The following is a 15,651-nucleotide window of genomic DNA, read 5'->3' on the forward strand; positions in this document are numbered from 1 at the left end:
ACTAGGCCCCCTGCTGTTCGCGCCGCTCGGGGCCGATATAGCCGGCGGCCTTGCGCCCGCGCCGGCGGTCGGGGCCGAAGAACTCGCGGGTGCGGATATAAGGGCGCGGCCGCTCGATCAATTCCTCGATCCGCTGCGACAGCGATTGCGCGGAGACGGGCTTGGCCAGGAACTCGGTCACGCCCAGATCGCGCGCCTTCAGCACCCGCGAACGTTCGGTATGGCCGGTCACCATGATGATCGGCAAGAACGGGTTCGGGCTGTCGGGCTCGGTGCGAATCTTGCGGACAAGCTCAAGGCCGTCGACGGGATACATCTCCCAGTCGATCAGCGCGAAATCCACCGGGTCCTTTTTCATCGCCATCCAGGCCAGGCCGCCGTCATGCGCCTCGACGATCTCGCGCACGCCCACCGCCTCCAGCAGCGCTTTCAGCAGCTTGCGCATATGGGAATTGTCCTCGACGAGGAGGACTCGGATTTTGTTGAACTGATAGGCCATCGGACCGTTGGGGTGCCGGGAATGAGCGGACCTTATGCCTGGCGCTCCGCCTTTTCAAGCCGGGCGGCCTGCGCCTGGGCGGCTTTGGACCCCGGCGGACGGCCCAATTGTCCCGAGATAAAGCGCCCGGCTTGCGCCAAAGCCGCGAAATCGACGCCCGTTACGACGCCCAACCCATCGAGCATGTAAATAACATCCTCCGATGCCACATTGCCGGAGGCGCCCTTGGCGTAGGGGCAGCCGCCCAATCCGGCGACGGCCGAATCGACCGTCGCGATTCCCCCCTCCAGGCAGGCGAGAATATTGGCGAGCGCTTGGCCCCACGTATCGTGAAAATGGATTGCGAGCCGTTCGCGCGGCACCACGGCCGCGACCGCCTCGACCATCGCGCGCGCTTTGGCGGGCGTACCCACCCCGATCGTGTCCCCGAGCGAGACTTCGTAGCAGCCCATCGCGCGCAATTGCGCCGCCACATCCGCGACCGCCGACACGGCGATCTCGCCTTCGTACGGGCAGCCGAGCACGCAGGAGATATAGCCGCGCACTTTCATGCCTTCGGCGATCGCTTTGGCGGCGACGGGGCGGAAGCGCTCCAGGCTTTCCGCGATCGAGCAATTGATGTTCTTGCGCGAGAAGCTTTCCGACGCGGCACCGAAGATCGCGATCTCCGTCACGTTCGCCTTCAACGCCGCGTCGAGGCCTTGCAGGTTGGGCACGAGAACCGGGTACGACACGCCGGGTTTGCGCTTGATGCCCGCCATGACTTTGTCGGTGTCGGCCATCTGCGGCACCCATTTGGGCGAGACGAACGCGCCCGCCTCGATCGCCGACAACCCCGACGCCGATAGAAGATCGATCAACGCGATCTTGGTCGCGGCGTCGATCGGTGTCTTTTCGTTTTGCAGCCCGTCGCGCGGACCGACCTCAACCATTTTGACTTTCGCCGGGATCATGGTGCGGCCGCCTCGAACACCACGAGTTCCTCGCCTTCCGAAGTCTGTTCGCCCGGCTTGAAGCGCACGCGCACGACCGTTCCATCGGCGGGGGCGACGATCGTGTGCTCCATCTTCATCGCTTCGAGTACGACCAGCTTCTGCCCTTTGGTCACTTTCTGACCGTCCGCGACGGCGACAGACACGATCTTGCCCGGCATCGGCGCGATCAACTTGCCGCCCGCCCCGCCTTGCGCGTCCGTCATCGCCAGCGCGTCGATCAGGGTCAGCGTCGTGCTTTCGGCGCCTTGGAAGACGATCGTGTCGAGCCCGCGTCGCACGATATCGGCCTCGACCTTATGCCCATCGAGCGTGGCGGTGAGACGACCGTCCGGCGACAACACGGCTTGCGCCGCGATCGACCCGCCGGGCAAATCGAAGATATAGCCCGCCGCCCCGCGATAATGGACGCGCACGGGCGGCAAATCCTTGAACGCGATCTCGTCATGCGCATCGCCGTTGAGGCGCCAACCCGGCACGCGAGCCCACGGGCTGTCGGGCGCCGCGGCGATAGCGGCATCCTCCCGCGCGCGCAGAATCGCGAGCACGGCGAGCGCTACTGTCGTGTCGTCCGGTGCCGTCACGACGGGGATCAGCGCTTCATTGTGGCGCGCGATGAAGCCCGTATCGACTTCGCCCGCCGCGAAAGAAGGATGCCGTGCGACGCGCGCAAGGAACGCCACGTTGTTCGCCGGGCCGACGATGCGCACGTGATCGAGCGCCGCGCCGAGCCGCGCCAGCGCGCTCGCGCGATCGGGGCCGTGGACGATCAGCTTGGCGATCATCGGATCGTAATGGATCGAGACGGCATCGCCTTCGCGCACACCGGTATCGATGCGCGCGCCTTCCGCCGGAAACGCTAAGCGATGCAGCTTACCGGTCGAAGGCAGGAAATCGCGCGCCGGATCCTCGGCGTAAAGCCGCGCTTCGAAAGCATGACCGTCGATGCGCAGATCGGCCTGACGCAACGGCAATTTCTCGCCGCGCGCGACGCGGATCTGCCATTCGACGAGATCCAGCCCAGTGATCGCCTCGGTCACCGGATGTTCGACCTGCAAGCGCGTGTTCATTTCCATGAAGTAGAATTCGCCGCCGCTATCGGCGATGAACTCGACCGTACCGGCGCCGACATAGCCGACCGCTTGCGCCGCGCGCAACGCCGCCTCGCCCATCGACTTGCGGCGCTCGGCGCTCATGCCCGGTGCGGGCGCTTCTTCGATGACTTTCTGATGGCGGCGTTGCAGCGAGCAATCGCGTTCGAACAGATAGACGCCGTTGCCGTGGCCGTCGCAAAAGACCTGCACTTCGATATGCCGCGGCCGCTCGAGATATTTCTCGATCAACACGCGCGCATCGCCGAAGGAAGATTGCGCCTCGCGCTGCGCGCCGGCCAATTCCTCGGCGAAGTCGGCGGCCGCGCGCACGACGCGCATGCCCTTGCCGCCCCCACCCGCCGACGCCTTGATCAGCACCGGAAAGCCGATCTTCGCGGCTTCCTCGGTCAACAATGCCGCATCTTGCACCACGCCGTGATAGCCGGGCACGACGGGCACACCGGCCTTGACCATCAGCGCTTTCGCTTCGCTTTTGCCGCCCATCGCGCGGATGGCAGATGCGGGCGGACCGACGAACACGATCCCGGCCTTCGCGCAGGCTTCGGCGAAATCGGCGTTCTCCGACAGGAAGCCGTAACCGGGATGGATGGCGCCCGCCCCGGATTTCTTCGCCGCGTCGAGAATGCGATCGGCGCGCAGATAGGATTCGCGCGGGCTCGCCGCACCGATCGGATAGGCTTCGTCGCACGACGCGACATGCAGCGCGTTCGCGTCGGCGTCCGAATGGACCGCGATCGTCCGCAAGCCCATACGCCGCACGGTGCGCGCCACGCGAACCGCGATTTCGCCGCGATTGGCGATCAAGAGCGTGTCAAACATCCTCGCCCTCCCGCCGTCCGTTGCGGCGCGCCAAGAGATCGCGGTTGTAGTTCATGATCTCCGACAGGCCGATCAGCAGCAGCGTCACGCCGAACACGACTTGGATCGACGCGACGACGCGCACCGCGTCGCTGACCGGCGCCACATCGCCGTAACCGACGGTCGACAACGTGACGATCGAGAAATACAGCGCCTCCGAATAGCCGATCGCACGATCGTCGTTTAGGATGCGGAAATGCGGACCGGTCAAATAGACATCGACCAGCTTGTAGATCGCCGCGAAGCCGACGACGATCAGCGAATAGAAGGTCAGGAACGCGTAGACCGGCAGCACCAGCTTGCCCATACGCTCGAAGAACTCTTCGAGCAGAAGTCCCGCATCGATCAGGAAAACGGCGACGTCGCGCGACGCCGCCAGCACGATCGCCGCGATCAGCGCCATCGCGCCCAGGAACACGGCGTCGCCCGGCAAACGCGCGAGACCGACCTCGTTCTGAAAGAAGGTCAAGCCGCCGACCAGGGCCACCGGGATCAGCCAGCGCGTGACGCGCCTGAACTCCGCGCGCGACGTGACATGCGCGGCGACCACCACGCTGCGGATCGCGTCGCGCCGGAAATAGGCGCCGGCCAGAAACGCGGCGAGCGGCAAGGCGAAACCCAAATCCTGCGCGAAATCCGAGACGCCGGGGAAATTCGCTTCGCTGAAGAACACGAAAATCGAGACGTAGATCGCCAGCGAATTCGCCAATGCGAGCGAGAAGAACAGCGAGCCCGGGAACAGCAGCGCGAAGAACGCGAACGAGCAGACCGTCGCGGCCAGCATGGTCAGCGTGAAATCGAGGCCGGCGTCGCCTTCGACCGCCAGGCCGATCAGGACCAGCAGCACGGTCGTGAACGCGATCCCCGTTCGATGGCCCGACAATTTCACGACGATGCCCAGCCCGGTTTGCGTTTGGCGAGGAAAGCGCCGATCCCTTCGCGCCCTTCCGGCGACACGCGAATACGCGCGATGCGCGCGGCGGTGTCGGCGATCATCGCCGCATCGACCGGCCCGCTTTCGACCCGCGCGATCAGCGCCTTCGTCTCCGCGATCGCCTGCGGGCCTGCGGCGCGCAATTTGACGAGCAGCGCCTCGACAGCCGCCTGAAGATTCTCGTCGATAACGTGGATCAGCCCCAGGCGATACGCGTCGGCCGCGTCGAACACTTCGGCTGTCAGGAAATAGCGCCGCGCGGCGCGCGGGCCGATGGCGCGCACGACATAGGGCGAAATGACCGCCGGAATGATGCCGAGCTTCGTTTCCGACAGGCAGAAGCTCGCCGACGGCACGCACACGGCCATGTCGCAGCACGCGACGAGCCCCACCCCACCGCCATAGGCCGGCCCTTGCACGCAAGCGATGGTCGGCTTGGGGCAGGTATCGAGGACACGCATCAATTCGGCCAGTGCCGCCGCGTCTTTCAGATTGGCGGCTTCGTCGTATGCCGCCATGCGTTTCATCCAATTGAGATCGGCCCCGGCCGAAAAGCTTTTGCCCTCCGCCGCCAACACGATCGCGCGCAATTCCGGCATGGCGCCGAGACGCAGGATTTCGGTCGTCAGCGCCGCGATCAGCGCATCGTCGAAGGCGTTGTGAAATTCGGCGCGCGCGAGCGTCAGCATCGCCACGTTGCGGTCGTCGATCTTGGTGTGGAAGCCGGCGCTCATCGCATCACATCCGGAACACGCCGAATTTCGTCGGCTCGATCGGCGCGTTGGATGCGGCCGACAATCCCAGCCCCAGCACCATGCGCGTTTGGGCGGGGTCGATCACGCCGTCGTCCCACAGCCGCGCCGAAGCATAATACGGATGCCCCTGCTTCTCGTATTGCTCGCGGATCGGCGCCTTGAATGCGGCTTCGTCCTCCGCCGGCCACGTCTTGCCGGCGGCTTCGAGATTGTCGCGCTTCACAGTGGCGAGCACCGATGCGGCCTGTTCGCCGCCCATCACCGAGATACGCGCGTTGGGCCACATCCACAGGAAGCGCGGGCCGAAGGCGCGCCCGCACATGCCGTAATTCCCGGCGCCGAACGAGCCGCCGACGATCACGGTGAATTTCGGCACATTCGCGCAGGATACGGCGGTGACGAGTTTGGCACCGTCGCGCGCGATGCCGCCGCTTTCGTATTTCTTGCCGACCATGAAGCCGGAGATGTTCTGCAGGAAGAAGAGCGGAATGTTCCGCTGGCAGCAAAGCTCGATGAAATGCGCGCCTTTTAAGGCGCTTTCGGAAAACAAAATGCCATTATTGGCGACGATGCCGACCTTGTAGCCCCAGATATGCGCGAAGCCGCAAATCAGCGTCGTGCCGTACAGCGCTTTGAACTCGTCGAATTCAGAACCGTCGGCAATGCGCGCAATGATCTCGCGCACGTCGTAGGGTTTGCGCAGATCGGCGGGGACAGCACCGTAAAGTTCTTCGGCCGCATAGAGCGGCTCGGCGGGCGCTTGCGCCTGACCCCACGCGGGCTTGGGTAGGTTGAGATTGCCGACGATGCGCCGCGCGATCCCAAGTGCGTGCGCGTCGTTCTGCGCGTAATGGTCGACGACGCCCGACACGCGCGCATGCACATCGGCGCCGCCGAGGTCCTCGGCCGACACCACTTCGCCCGTCGCCGCCTTCACCAAAGGCGGGCCGCCGAGGAAGATCGTGCCCTGATTCTTGACGATCACGCTTTCGTCAGACATCGCGGGCACGTAAGCCCCACCCGCCGTGCAACTGCCCATCACCACCGCGATCTGCGGAATGCCGGCGGCGGAGAGATTCGCCTGATTGAAGAAGATGCGCCCGAAATGCTCGCGGTCGGGAAAAACGTCGTCCTGGTTCGGCAGATTGGCGCCGCCGCTATCGACCAGATAGACGCAGGGCAAGCGGTTCTCGCGCGCGATCTCCTGCGCGCGGATATGCTTCTTCACCGTGATGGGGAAGTAAGTGCCGCCCTTCACGGTCGCGTCGTTGCACACCACGACGCATTCGCGGCCCGCGATACGGCCGATCCCGGTCAAGATGCCGGCGGACGGCACGTCGCCGCCATACATGTCCCAGGCGGCGAGCTGGGAAAGCTCCAAGAACGGCGTGCCGGGATCGAGCAGCGTTCGGATCCGTTCGCGCGGCAGCAACTTGCCGCGCTTGACGTGCTTGTCGCGCGCGGCCGGGCCGCCGCCGTCGCGCACTTTGTCGGCGGCCGCGCGCAATTCGCCCACGAGGCCGCGCATCGCCGCGTCGTTGGCGGCGAAATCTTCGGACTTCGTGTCGATCGCGCTTTTCAGCACCGCCATGAAATCACCAGCCGCCGGTGACGAGCCATTCTTCGACTTGCGCCAAGCGGTCGGCGCCCCAGAACGGCTCGCCGTCGACGATGATGAAGGGCGAGCCGAACACGCCGCGCTGCACCGCCGCCTCGACCTCGCCCCGGAACCGCTCCTTGAATTCGGCGCTGGTGATCCCGGCTTTCAGCTTGTCCTTGTCTACACCCATACCGGCCGCGAGATCGCAGACGAAATCGACCGGTGTCACGTCGCGCCCGTCGACATAGGCTTGGCGGAACACCGCCTTGGCGAAGCGCTTGGCCAAGGCCGGGTCCTTGTCGTCGAGCCAGTAGAAGGCGCGACTGGGGTTGATTGCGGCGAAGGGGAACGCATCGGGCAGGCGGAACTTCAAATTATAGAGCCGCGCGAAACGCGCGAAATCGCGCTTGGCGTATTCGCCCTTCAGCGGAATTTCGAGCAGCGGTTTCTGGCCCGATTCCTTGAACGCCGCCCCCAGCAGCATCGGCCGCCATTTGACGCTGCGCCCGTAATGCCCGGCCAGATCGTCGATCCGCGTCGAGGCGAGATAGCCATAGGGGCTCGAGAAGTCGAAATAGAAGTCGATCGGGTTGGCCACTTGCTTACCCTTCCGCGTGGATGGCCCGGGCGATCACCAGGCGCTGGATATCGGACGTACCTTCGTAAATCTGGCATACGCGCACGTCGCGCGCGATACGCTCGACCGGAAAATCGGCGAGGTAACCATAGCCGCCATGCGTCTGGATCGCCGCCGAGCACACGCGCTCGGCCATTTCCGAGGCGAAGAGCTTCGCCATGGCGGCTTCCTTCAGGCACGGCAAACCTGCATCGCGCAGCCGCGCGGCGTTATGCACCATCAAGCGCGCGGCTTCGATTTCGGTCGCCATGTCGGCGAGACGGAACGCGACTGCCTGATGTTCGAAGATCTTCTTGCCGAAGCTCTCGCGTTGCTTGGCGTAAGCGAGCGCCGCGTCATAGGCCGAGCGCGCCATGCCCACGGCCTGGGCCGCGATGCCGATGCGCCCGCCTTCGAGATTGGCGAGCGCGATCTTGTAGCCCTCGCCTTCCGGCCCCAGCATCAAATCAGGCGTCAGGCGCGCATCTTCCAATGTGATCTGCGCGGTGTCGGAGCATTTCTGGCCGAGCTTTTCCTCGAGCCGCGCCACCTTCCAGCCCGGATTGTCGGTCGGCACCAGAAACGCGCTGATGCCTTTCTTGCCCGCCTCCGGGTTGGTCACCGCGAAGACGATCGCCACGTCCGCCGTGGCGCCCGAGGTGATGAATTGCTTGGTGCCCGACAGCACCCAATGATTGCCGTCGCGCTTGGCGCGGGTCTTGATCGCCGAGGCGTCCGACCCCGCCCCCGGCTCGGTCAGACAGAAGGCGCCGAGCATTCGGCCTTGCGCGAGCTTCTTGAGAAACGTCTCTTTCTGCCACGCCGTGCCGAACTTCAGGATCGGCATGCAGCCGACCGAATTATGCACGCTCATGACCGTGGAAACGGCCCCGTCGCCCGCCGCGATTTCCTCCAACGCCGCCGCATAGGCGACGTGATCGGCGCCGGCCCCGCCCCATTCTTCGGGCACCAGCATGCCCATGAATCCCAGTTCGCCCAATTCGCGCACGATCGGCTTGGGGAACAGCTTTTCCTTCTCGCGCGCGGCGGCGGTCGGCCACAGCTTCTCTTGCGCGTATTGGCGCGCCGTATCGCGAATCAGGCTCTGGGTTTCGTCGAGCATCGCGCCCTCGGTCTACCAGGGAAGATCGGTGCCGTCGTAGTTGAAGAACTTGCCGTTATCCTTGGGCGTCAGGCCCGACAGCGTCTTGGCGATCGCGTCGGTCGCTTCGGGAATGGTCAGCGTGGCGCCGGGCCCGCCCATCTCGGTCTGCACCCAGCCGGGATGGAACACCGCGACGGTTACGCCCCGCCCCGCCAGATCGATCGACAGGTTTTTGGCGACTTGGTTGAGCATCGTCTTGGACGAACGATAGATCATCGACCCGCCGGCATTCATCGCGATCGAGCCCATGCGCGAGGTCGTGAAGGCGATCGTTTTGCGCTTGGATCGCGCCACCGGCTCGATCAACGCTTCGACAAGCCGCATCGGGCCGAAGACGTTGACGTCGATGACCTTCCGCCATTCGTCGTAATCGGTGTTGCCGACCGCGCCGTCGCGCGGGCCATAGATGCCCGCGTTGCACAGCAGCAGGTCGATGCTCTCGCTCGCCAGCGATTTGCCCAAGCGCGCGACCGAATGCGGATCGCTCACATCGCACAGATGGACTTCGCCGCCTGCTTTGGAGATATCCGCGCCGGAGGCGAGATTGCGCGCCGTGCCCAGCACGCGCCAGCCGCGCTTGGCGAATTGCCCCACGAGCGCAAGGCCGATGCCGCGCGACGCGCCCGCGATCAGAATGGTCGGTTTGTCGGTCATGCGCTTCTCTTCTTCGCCGTGACTTCGATTTCGATTTTCATATCCGCGTTCAGCAATTGGCTGACCACGGTCGTGTTCGCCGGGCGGATATCCTTGAAGTGTTTGCCGACGATCGGCGCCACTTTGTCGAAATCCTTCGCGTCGGTCAGATGGATCTGTACGCGCACGGTGTCGGCCAGATCGAACCCGGCCTGCGCCAGCGCCGCGCGGATATTGGCGAAGCATTGCTCGGTCTGCTCGGCCACGTCGGGCGAGATCGCCATTTTGGCGTAGTCGTAGCCCGTGGTGCCCGACACGAAGGCCCAATCGCCGTCGATCACCGCGCGGCTATAGCCGGCCAAAGCCTCGAAACTCGACCCCGACGAAATCAATCTGCGCGCCATATCCACTCCCTTTTCCCGGCCAGTCTAAGCGGTTTCGGCAAACAATTCGCGGCCGATCAACCAGCGGCGGATTTCGCTGGTGCCGGCCCCGATTTCGTAGAGTTTGGCGTCGCGCAGCAACCGCCCGGTCGGGTAATCGTTGATATAGCCGTTGCCGCCCAGAAGCTGGATCGCGTCCAGCGCGATCTGGGTCGCTTTCTCGGCCGAATAGAGGATCGCCCCGGCCGCGTCCTTGCGCGTCGTGCGCCCCGCGTCGCAAGCGCGCGTGACGGCATAGACATAGGCTTTGCAGGCGTTGGTCGTCGTGTACATGTCGGCGAGCTTGCCCTGCACGAGCTGGAATTCGCCGATCGATTGGCCGAATTGCTGGCGCTCGTGAACATAAGGCAGCGCCACGTCCAACGCCGCCTGCATGATGCCCAGCGGCCCGCCCGCCAGCACCGCGCGTTCGTAGTCGAGGCCGCTCATCAACACGTTGACGCCCTTGCCGACGGCGCCGAGCACGTTCTCGGCCGGTACTTCGCAATCCTGAAACACCAGCTCGCCGGTGTTGGAGCCGCGCATGCCGAGCTTGTCGAGTTTCTGCGCCACCGAGAATCCCTTGAAGGATTTCTCGATCAAGAACGCCGTAATGCCGCGCGCCCCCGCCGCAATATCGGTCTTGGCATAGACGACCAGCACATCGGCGTCGGGCCCGTTGGTGATCCAGAACTTGCTGCCGTTGAGAACGTAGCGGTCGCCCTTTTTGTCGGCGCGCAGTTTCATCGACACGACGTCGGAGCCGGCCCCCGGCTCGGACATGGCCAGCGCGCCGACATGTTCGCCCGAGATCAACTTGGGCAGATATTTGCGCCGCTGGATCTCGTTGCCGTTGCGGCGGATCTGGTTGACGCAAAGATTGGAATGCGCGCCGTAAGACAAGCCGACCGACGCGGAGGCGCGGCTGATCTCCTCCATCGCCACGCAATGCGCGAGATAGCCTTGGCCCGACCCGCCATATTCCTCCTCGACCGTGATGCCGAGCAAGCCGAGATCGCCGAATTTGCGCCAAAGATCGGCCGGAAAATCGTTGTCGCGGTCGATCTGCGCCGCACGCGGCGCGATTTCGGCGGCGGCGAAGCGCGCAACCTGATCGCGCAGCATGTCGATATCCTCGCCCAGGCCGAAATCGAACGACGGGATCGAATTGCGGGTCATGGCCGCCTCCCTTGTCGAAACGGGGTTTCCTCCGCCGTTTCCATACGGTACCGTATGGTATGGCCAAACGGGAGTCAACCAAGCCAAGGCTGGACGAAGCCGCGTGGATCGCGGCCGCACTGGAAGCCTTGGCGCGCGACGGGATCGCGGGGCTGCGGGTCGAACCTTTGGCCAAGCGCCTGGGTGTCACAAAAGGCAGTTTCTATTGGCATTTCAAGGATCGCGAGGCGCTGCTGGCGGCGTCCTTGGAGGCCTGGGCGGCGGGCCGGATCGCCGCGATCCGCGCCCAGGCGGGCGATCCCAAGCGGCGCACCTTGTCGGCGATGGCCGATCTTTATTTGCGCGACCCGAACCCGAAGGGCTTGGCGGTCGAACTCGCCATCCGAGCCCTCGCCCGCGCCGATACGCGCGCGGCCAAGGCGGTCGAGATCGTCGATGCCGAGCGTCTGATCCAGGTCGCCGCGTTGTTCCGCGAACAAGGCTACGGCACGGCAGAGGCCCAGGCGCGTGCATTGCTGTTCTACGGTTTCCTGTTCGGCCAAAGCCTGATGCGCGGGCGTGATCTGGCCGCCGCCCGTGAAAGCGCGATCGCGCTGGTTTCGCGCTAACGCCTTGTACCCAGATAAAGCCCCGGCAGCAGCATGGCGGCGCCGACCAGATGATAGATCGCGAGCCGCTCGTCGAGCACGATCCAGGCGAGTGCCGGGCCATAAAGCGGCACCAGATACATGAGCAGGCTCGCCGCCCCCGCCCCCAGCGCGCCGACGACGATCGAATAGCCGAGATAGGACATGATCCCCGGCACCAGCGCCAGGAACACGAACACGGTCCAATCGCGCAGATCGTAATTCGGCATCGCGTAGAACGCCATTTCGCCGATCAGGAACGGCAAATTCACCGCCACGCCGAAAGCGACGATGGTGGCGAGGCGCGTCATGGGGTCGAATGTCGTGCGCTTGTATTTGAGCTGCACCGAATAGATCGCCCAGGCGACGGCGCCCAGCGCGATCAGCAAATCGCCCTCGACGAAATTGAGATGCACGATATTCGACGGCTCGCCCCGCAGCAGGATCCATCCCGCCCCGGCGAGTGCGAGCGCAATACCCGCCATGCGCGCCCAGCCGATCGCCTCGCCATAGCCGAAGCGCGCGAACAGCACGATCAGCACCGGGCACGCGGCATAGATGAGCCCCGCATTGGTGGCGGTGGTCGTGACACCCGCCACATAAGTGGGCGCGCCGCAAATCCCCATGCCGAGGAAGCCAAGCAACAGATAGCTGCGCCATTCGCGGCGGATTTCCTCGCGCCCGCGCCACATCGCCGAAGCCGCGAAGGGCAGCAGGAAGATCAGCGTCAGGCCCCAGCGCCAAAACGCCGTCGCCACCGGCGGAATACTGCCCGCGATCCAGCGCGCCGCCACCATATTGGAAACCAGGGCGGCGGGAACGACGAAGAACAGGATCAGCGCGAAGCGGCGGTCGTTGACGCTCATCACCCGTGGCGCGTCCGCGCCAACGCGGCCCCTTTGCCCAGCGCGTCGAGCTTGGCGATCGCCACATCGACATCGAGCGGGGCAAGGCCGCAATTCGTCCCCAGGATCAGCTTGTCCTTGGGCACGTATTTCAGCGCCGTGCCGACGATCTCGGCGATCTCCTCCGGCGTTTCGATCAGATTGGTCGCGACGTCGATCGCGCCGACAACGACTTCCTTGCCGTCGAGCAAGCCCATAAGGCGCGCGGGCACATGCGAATGGATCGATTCCAGCGCCACCTGATCGATGCGGCTTTTGGCCAGCGCCGGAAAGAAATCCTCGTATTGGCGCCACTCGCTGCCCAAGCCCGCCTTCCAATCGATATTGGCCTTGATGCCGTAGCCGTAGCAGATATGCACGGCCGTCTTGCATTTAAGGCCGTCGATCGCGCGATGCAGCGCTTCGATGCCCCAGCCGGCGGCTTCGTCGGTATAGGCGTTGAAGGCGGGCTCGTCGAACTGGATCACGTCGACGCCGTCCATTTCCAACGCGCGCGCTTCTTCGTTCAGCAGATCGGCGAAGGCCATCGCGGTTTTGATGCGGTCGCCGTAGTAGGCGTCCTTGACCGTATCCATGATCGTCATCGGTCCCGGCAGGGTGAAGCGCAATTGGCGCTTCGTGTGCGCGCGCGCAAATCGCGCTTCGGTGGCATGCGCGCGGCCCCTCAAGCGCAAGGGCCCGACGACCTGCGGCACGATCGCTTCGTAGCGATTGTTGCGGATCCCCATCGCGACCTTGTTCGCGGTGTCGATCCCGTCGACGAATTCGACGAAGCCGTGGACGAAATGCTGGCGCGATTGCTCGCCTTCGGTCAGGCAATCCAGCCCCGCATCTTCCTGCAGCTTCAGCCACAGCAGCGTGGCGTCGCATTTGGCGCGGGCGAGCTCGTCGCCCTCCTGGCGCCATTTCGGCCACAGCTTGTGGGTTTCGGCGAGCCAGCCGGGCTTGGGCAAGCTGCCGGCGATCGTGGTCGGGAACAACATGGCGGCATTCTCCCAGGGGGTTCCCCCCTGGTTAAGCCGCCGCGCGACGCCGCGCAAGCGCGCTTACGACGCCGGGCGGGCGGTCGGGTGTTCCTGCGCGTCGGCGACGCAGAACGCCGCCATGTTGACGATGCCGCGCACCGTCGCCGTGTTGTCCAGCAGATGGACAGGCGCCGCCGGTCCCAGCAGCACCGGGCCGATCTTCTGGGCACCCGCGAATTCCTTCAGCAGGTTGAAGGCGATATTCGCGGCGTCGAGGCTCGGCATGATCAAAAGATTCGCCATGCCTTCGTAACGCGGCTCGAGAACCGCGTTGCGGCGGATCTCGTCGGAGATCGCGGCTTCGGCCGTCATCTCGCCGTCGACTTCCAGATAGGGCGCCATCGCCTGGATGCGTTCGAGCGCGCCGCGCATACGGTCGGCCGAGGGGCAATCGGTCGAGCCGAAATTGGAATGCGAAAGCAACGCCGCCTTCGCCTTCAAGCCGAACAGCTTCACGACTTCCGCCGCGCGCACGGTCATGCCGGCGATCTGCGCGGAATCGGGTTCGCGCGACACATGCGTATCGGCGATAAAGATCGTGCCGCGCGAATGCACCAGAGCCGACACGGCGGACGCGGCGGCCACGCCGGGTTTCAACCCAACGATTTCGACCACATCGCGCAACGCGCGGTTCCAGCGGCCGATCAAGCCGCCGATCATGCCGTCGGCCTCGCCCATGCGCAGCATCAGCGCCGCCAGCACCACGTTGCGCGTGCGCACGATGGTGCGCGCCGTGTCGGGCGAAATGCCCTTGCGGCCCATCAGATTGTGATAAAGGCGCCAGACTTCCGAATAATTCGGCACGTCTTCCGGATTGATCAGGCGGAAATCGCCGTCGATCGCCATGCGCAGGCCCAGCTTGTCGAGCCGCTTGCGGATCGTCTCACGGCGGCCGACGAGGATCGGCAGGCAAATGCCTTCGTCGATCAGCGTTTGCGCCGCGCGCAACACGCGCTCGTCTTCGCCGTCGGCGAAGATGATGCGCTTGGGGGCGGCACGCGCGCGCTCGAAGATCGGCTTCATCACGAAGCCCGAGCGATAGACGAATTGCGACAGCTGGTCGGTATAGGCGTCGAAATCCTTGATCGGGCGCGTCGCCACGCCCGATTCCATCGCCGCCTTGGCGACGGCGGGCGCAATCTCGGTGATCAAGCGCGGATCGAAGGGCTTCGGGATCAGGTTTTCGGGGCCGAAAGCCGGCGGCTCGCCGCCATAGGCGGCCGAGACGATGTCCGAGGGTTCCTGCAGGGCGAGATCGGCGATCGCGCGCACGGCGGCGACCTTCATCGCCTCGTTGATCGTCGTCGCCCCCACGTCCAAGGCGCCGCGGAAGATGAACGGGAAGCACAGGACGTTGTTGACCTGGTTCGGGTAGTCCGAACGCCCGGTCGCGATGATCGCATCGCCGCGCGCGGCCTTCACTTCCTCGGGCAGAATTTCCGGCGTCGGGTTGGCGAGCGCCAAGATCAGCGGCCTAGCCGCCATCTTCGAGACCATCGCCCCCTTCAGCACGCGCGGTGCCGACAGGCCCAGGAACACGTCGGCGTCGCCGATCACGTCGTCGAGCGTGCGCGCGTTGGTGTCGCGCGCGTAACGCGCCTTGCGCGGGTCCATCAACTCCGTGCGGCCTTTATAGACCACGCCGGCGATGTCGGTGACCCAGATGTTTTCCTGTTTGACGCCCAGATCGACGAGCAGGTCGAGGCAGGCCAACGCGGCGGCACCGGCCCCCGACGTGACGAGCTTCACCTTCGACACATCCTTGCCGACGACGCGCAACCCGTTGAGGATCGCCGCGCCGACGATGATCGCCGTGCCGTGTTGGTCGTCGTGGAAGACGGGGATCTTGAGGCGCTTGCGCAGCTTCTCTTCGATCTCAAAGCACTCGGGTGCTTTGATGTCTTCGAGATTGATGCCGCCGAAAGTCGGCTCCAACGCCGCGACGATATCGACGAATTTGTCGGGGTTCAGCTCGTCGACCTCGATATCGAACACGTCGATGCCGGCGAATTTCTTGAACAGCACCGCCTTGCCTTCCATCACCGGCTTGGCGGCGAGCGGGCCGATGGCGCCCAGGCCCAAAACGGCCGTGCCGTTGGTGACCACGGCGACCAGATTGGCGCGCGCGGTGACGGTGGCGGCTTCGGCGGGGTCGGCGACGATCGCCTCGCACGCGGCGGCGACGCCCGGCGAATAGGCCAAAGCCAGATCGCGCTGGTTGGCGAGCGGCTTGGTCGCGACGACCGCGAGTTTACCGGGCTGCGGGAGACGATGATATTCGAGGGCCGCTTCGCGCAGCTTGTCGTCCGCCATGAATCCCGCCGGTG

The 15,651-nt window shown here is 64.9% G+C and carries 15 protein-coding genes; 1 reads left to right on the plus strand and 14 read right to left on the minus strand.

The genetic code is table 11. The features are described 5' to 3' along the window. Position 1: 1 nt before the first annotated feature. The 11 genes from J0H39_25315 to J0H39_25365 are packed head-to-tail and all read right to left on the minus strand — an operon-like array spanning position 2 to position 10,768. Positions 2 to 499, minus strand: coding sequence for a response regulator (locus J0H39_25315; protein MBN9500084.1), 498 nt, complete (start codon positions 497 to 499; stop codon positions 2 to 4). Between the two features lie 32 nt (positions 500 to 531). Further along, positions 532 to 1,452 carry a hydroxymethylglutaryl-CoA lyase gene (locus J0H39_25320; GenBank protein ID MBN9500085.1) on the minus strand — a complete coding sequence of 307 codons (921 nt, stop codon included), beginning with the start codon at positions 1,450 to 1,452 and terminating at the stop codon, positions 532 to 534. Continuing rightward, entirely contained in the window at positions 1,449 to 3,425 is a 1,977-nt protein-coding gene (locus J0H39_25325; protein ID MBN9500086.1) for an acetyl/propionyl/methylcrotonyl-CoA carboxylase subunit alpha, read from the minus strand. Before J0H39_25325 ends, J0H39_25320 begins: the two co-directional genes overlap by 4 nt. Further along, positions 3,418 to 4,353, minus strand: a complete 936-nt coding sequence (locus J0H39_25330) for a two pore domain potassium channel family protein (GenBank protein ID MBN9500087.1) — start codon at positions 4,351 to 4,353, stop codon at positions 3,418 to 3,420. Before J0H39_25330 ends, J0H39_25325 begins: the two co-directional genes overlap by 8 nt. Next, positions 4,350 to 5,132: an enoyl-CoA hydratase/isomerase family protein gene (locus J0H39_25335; protein ID MBN9500088.1), complete on the minus strand. Its 783-nt coding sequence runs from the start codon at positions 5,130 to 5,132 to the stop codon at positions 4,350 to 4,352. Before J0H39_25335 ends, J0H39_25330 begins: the two co-directional genes overlap by 4 nt. A 4-nt stretch (positions 5,133 to 5,136) precedes the next feature. Continuing rightward, a complete protein-coding gene (locus tag J0H39_25340; protein ID MBN9500089.1) occupies positions 5,137 to 6,744 on the minus strand; it encodes a methylcrotonoyl-CoA carboxylase in 1,608 nt (535 codons plus the stop codon). Between the two features lie 4 nt (positions 6,745 to 6,748). After that, on the minus strand, positions 6,749 to 7,351 hold the full coding sequence (locus J0H39_25345) for a 2-hydroxychromene-2-carboxylate isomerase (protein MBN9500090.1): 603 nt from the start codon (positions 7,349 to 7,351) through the stop codon (positions 6,749 to 6,751). Positions 7,352 to 7,355: 4 nt separating this feature from the next. After that, complete coding sequence (locus tag J0H39_25350; protein ID MBN9500091.1) at positions 7,356 to 8,492, minus strand: acyl-CoA dehydrogenase family protein; 1,137 nt, start codon at positions 8,490 to 8,492, stop codon at positions 7,356 to 7,358. Between the two features lie 12 nt (positions 8,493 to 8,504). After that, positions 8,505 to 9,188 carry an SDR family oxidoreductase gene (locus J0H39_25355; GenBank protein MBN9500092.1) on the minus strand — a complete coding sequence of 228 codons (684 nt, stop codon included), beginning with the start codon at positions 9,186 to 9,188 and terminating at the stop codon, positions 8,505 to 8,507. After that, on the minus strand, positions 9,185 to 9,571 hold the full coding sequence (locus J0H39_25360; protein MBN9500093.1) for a RidA family protein: 387 nt from the start codon (positions 9,569 to 9,571) through the stop codon (positions 9,185 to 9,187). Before J0H39_25360 ends, J0H39_25355 begins: the two co-directional genes overlap by 4 nt. Before the next feature lie 24 nt (positions 9,572 to 9,595). After that, positions 9,596 to 10,768: an isovaleryl-CoA dehydrogenase gene (locus tag J0H39_25365; GenBank protein ID MBN9500094.1), complete on the minus strand. Its 1,173-nt coding sequence runs from the start codon at positions 10,766 to 10,768 to the stop codon at positions 9,596 to 9,598. Between the two features lie 59 nt (positions 10,769 to 10,827). Here J0H39_25365 and J0H39_25370 point away from each other — a divergent pair, with 59 nt between their 5' ends. Beyond that, entirely contained in the window at positions 10,828 to 11,376 is a 549-nt protein-coding gene (locus J0H39_25370; protein ID MBN9500095.1) for a TetR/AcrR family transcriptional regulator, read from the plus strand. Here the strand turns inward: J0H39_25370 and J0H39_25375 are convergent. The 3 genes from J0H39_25375 to J0H39_25385 all read right to left on the minus strand — a co-directional run bounded on the left by J0H39_25375 (position 11,373) and on the right by J0H39_25385 (position 15,637). Continuing rightward, positions 11,373 to 12,260, minus strand: coding sequence for a DMT family transporter (locus J0H39_25375; protein ID MBN9500096.1), 888 nt, complete (start codon positions 12,258 to 12,260; stop codon positions 11,373 to 11,375). The genes J0H39_25370 and J0H39_25375 overlap by 4 nt on opposite strands. Further along, entirely contained in the window at positions 12,260 to 13,279 is a 1,020-nt protein-coding gene (locus J0H39_25380) for a methionine synthase (GenBank protein ID MBN9500097.1), read from the minus strand. The genes J0H39_25375 and J0H39_25380 overlap by 1 nt, the downstream gene beginning before the upstream one ends. A gap of 66 nt (positions 13,280 to 13,345) precedes the next feature. Beyond that, positions 13,346 to 15,637, minus strand: coding sequence for an NADP-dependent malic enzyme (locus J0H39_25385; protein MBN9500098.1), 2,292 nt, complete (start codon positions 15,635 to 15,637; stop codon positions 13,346 to 13,348). Positions 15,638 to 15,651: the final 14 nt, after the last annotated feature.

This window comes from Alphaproteobacteria bacterium, assembly GCA_017308135.1.
Taxonomy (GTDB): domain Bacteria; phylum Pseudomonadota; class Alphaproteobacteria; order CACIAM-22H2; family CACIAM-22H2; genus Tagaea.

Excerpts from the sequence above, each read along its gene's own strand:
- J0H39_25315 (MBN9500084.1), bottom strand. The coding sequence starts at position 499 with ATGGCCTATCAGTTCAACAAAATCCGAGTCCTCCTCGTCGAGGACAAT.
- J0H39_25320 (MBN9500085.1), bottom strand. The coding sequence starts at position 1,452 with ATGATCCCGGCGAAAGTCAAAATGGTTGAGGTCGGTCCGCGCGACGGG.
- J0H39_25325 (MBN9500086.1), bottom strand. The coding sequence starts at position 3,425 with ATGTTTGACACGCTCTTGATCGCCAATCGCGGCGAAATCGCGGTTCGC.
- J0H39_25335 (MBN9500088.1), bottom strand. The coding sequence starts at position 5,132 with ATGAGCGCCGGCTTCCACACCAAGATCGACGACCGCAACGTGGCGATG.
- J0H39_25340 (MBN9500089.1), bottom strand. The coding sequence starts at position 6,744 with ATGGCGGTGCTGAAAAGCGCGATCGACACGAAGTCCGAAGATTTCGCC.
- J0H39_25350 (MBN9500091.1), bottom strand. The coding sequence starts at position 8,492 with ATGCTCGACGAAACCCAGAGCCTGATTCGCGATACGGCGCGCCAATAC.
- J0H39_25355 (MBN9500092.1), bottom strand. The coding sequence starts at position 9,188 with ATGACCGACAAACCGACCATTCTGATCGCGGGCGCGTCGCGCGGCATC.
- J0H39_25360 (MBN9500093.1), bottom strand. The coding sequence starts at position 9,571 with ATGGCGCGCAGATTGATTTCGTCGGGGTCGAGTTTCGAGGCTTTGGCC.
- J0H39_25365 (MBN9500094.1), bottom strand. The coding sequence starts at position 10,768 with ATGACCCGCAATTCGATCCCGTCGTTCGATTTCGGCCTGGGCGAGGAT.
- J0H39_25370 (MBN9500095.1), top strand. The coding sequence starts at position 10,828 with ATGGCCAAACGGGAGTCAACCAAGCCAAGGCTGGACGAAGCCGCGTGG.
- J0H39_25375 (MBN9500096.1), bottom strand. The coding sequence starts at position 12,260 with ATGAGCGTCAACGACCGCCGCTTCGCGCTGATCCTGTTCTTCGTCGTT.
- J0H39_25385 (MBN9500098.1), bottom strand. The coding sequence starts at position 15,637 with ATGGCGGACGACAAGCTGCGCGAAGCGGCCCTCGAATATCATCGTCTC.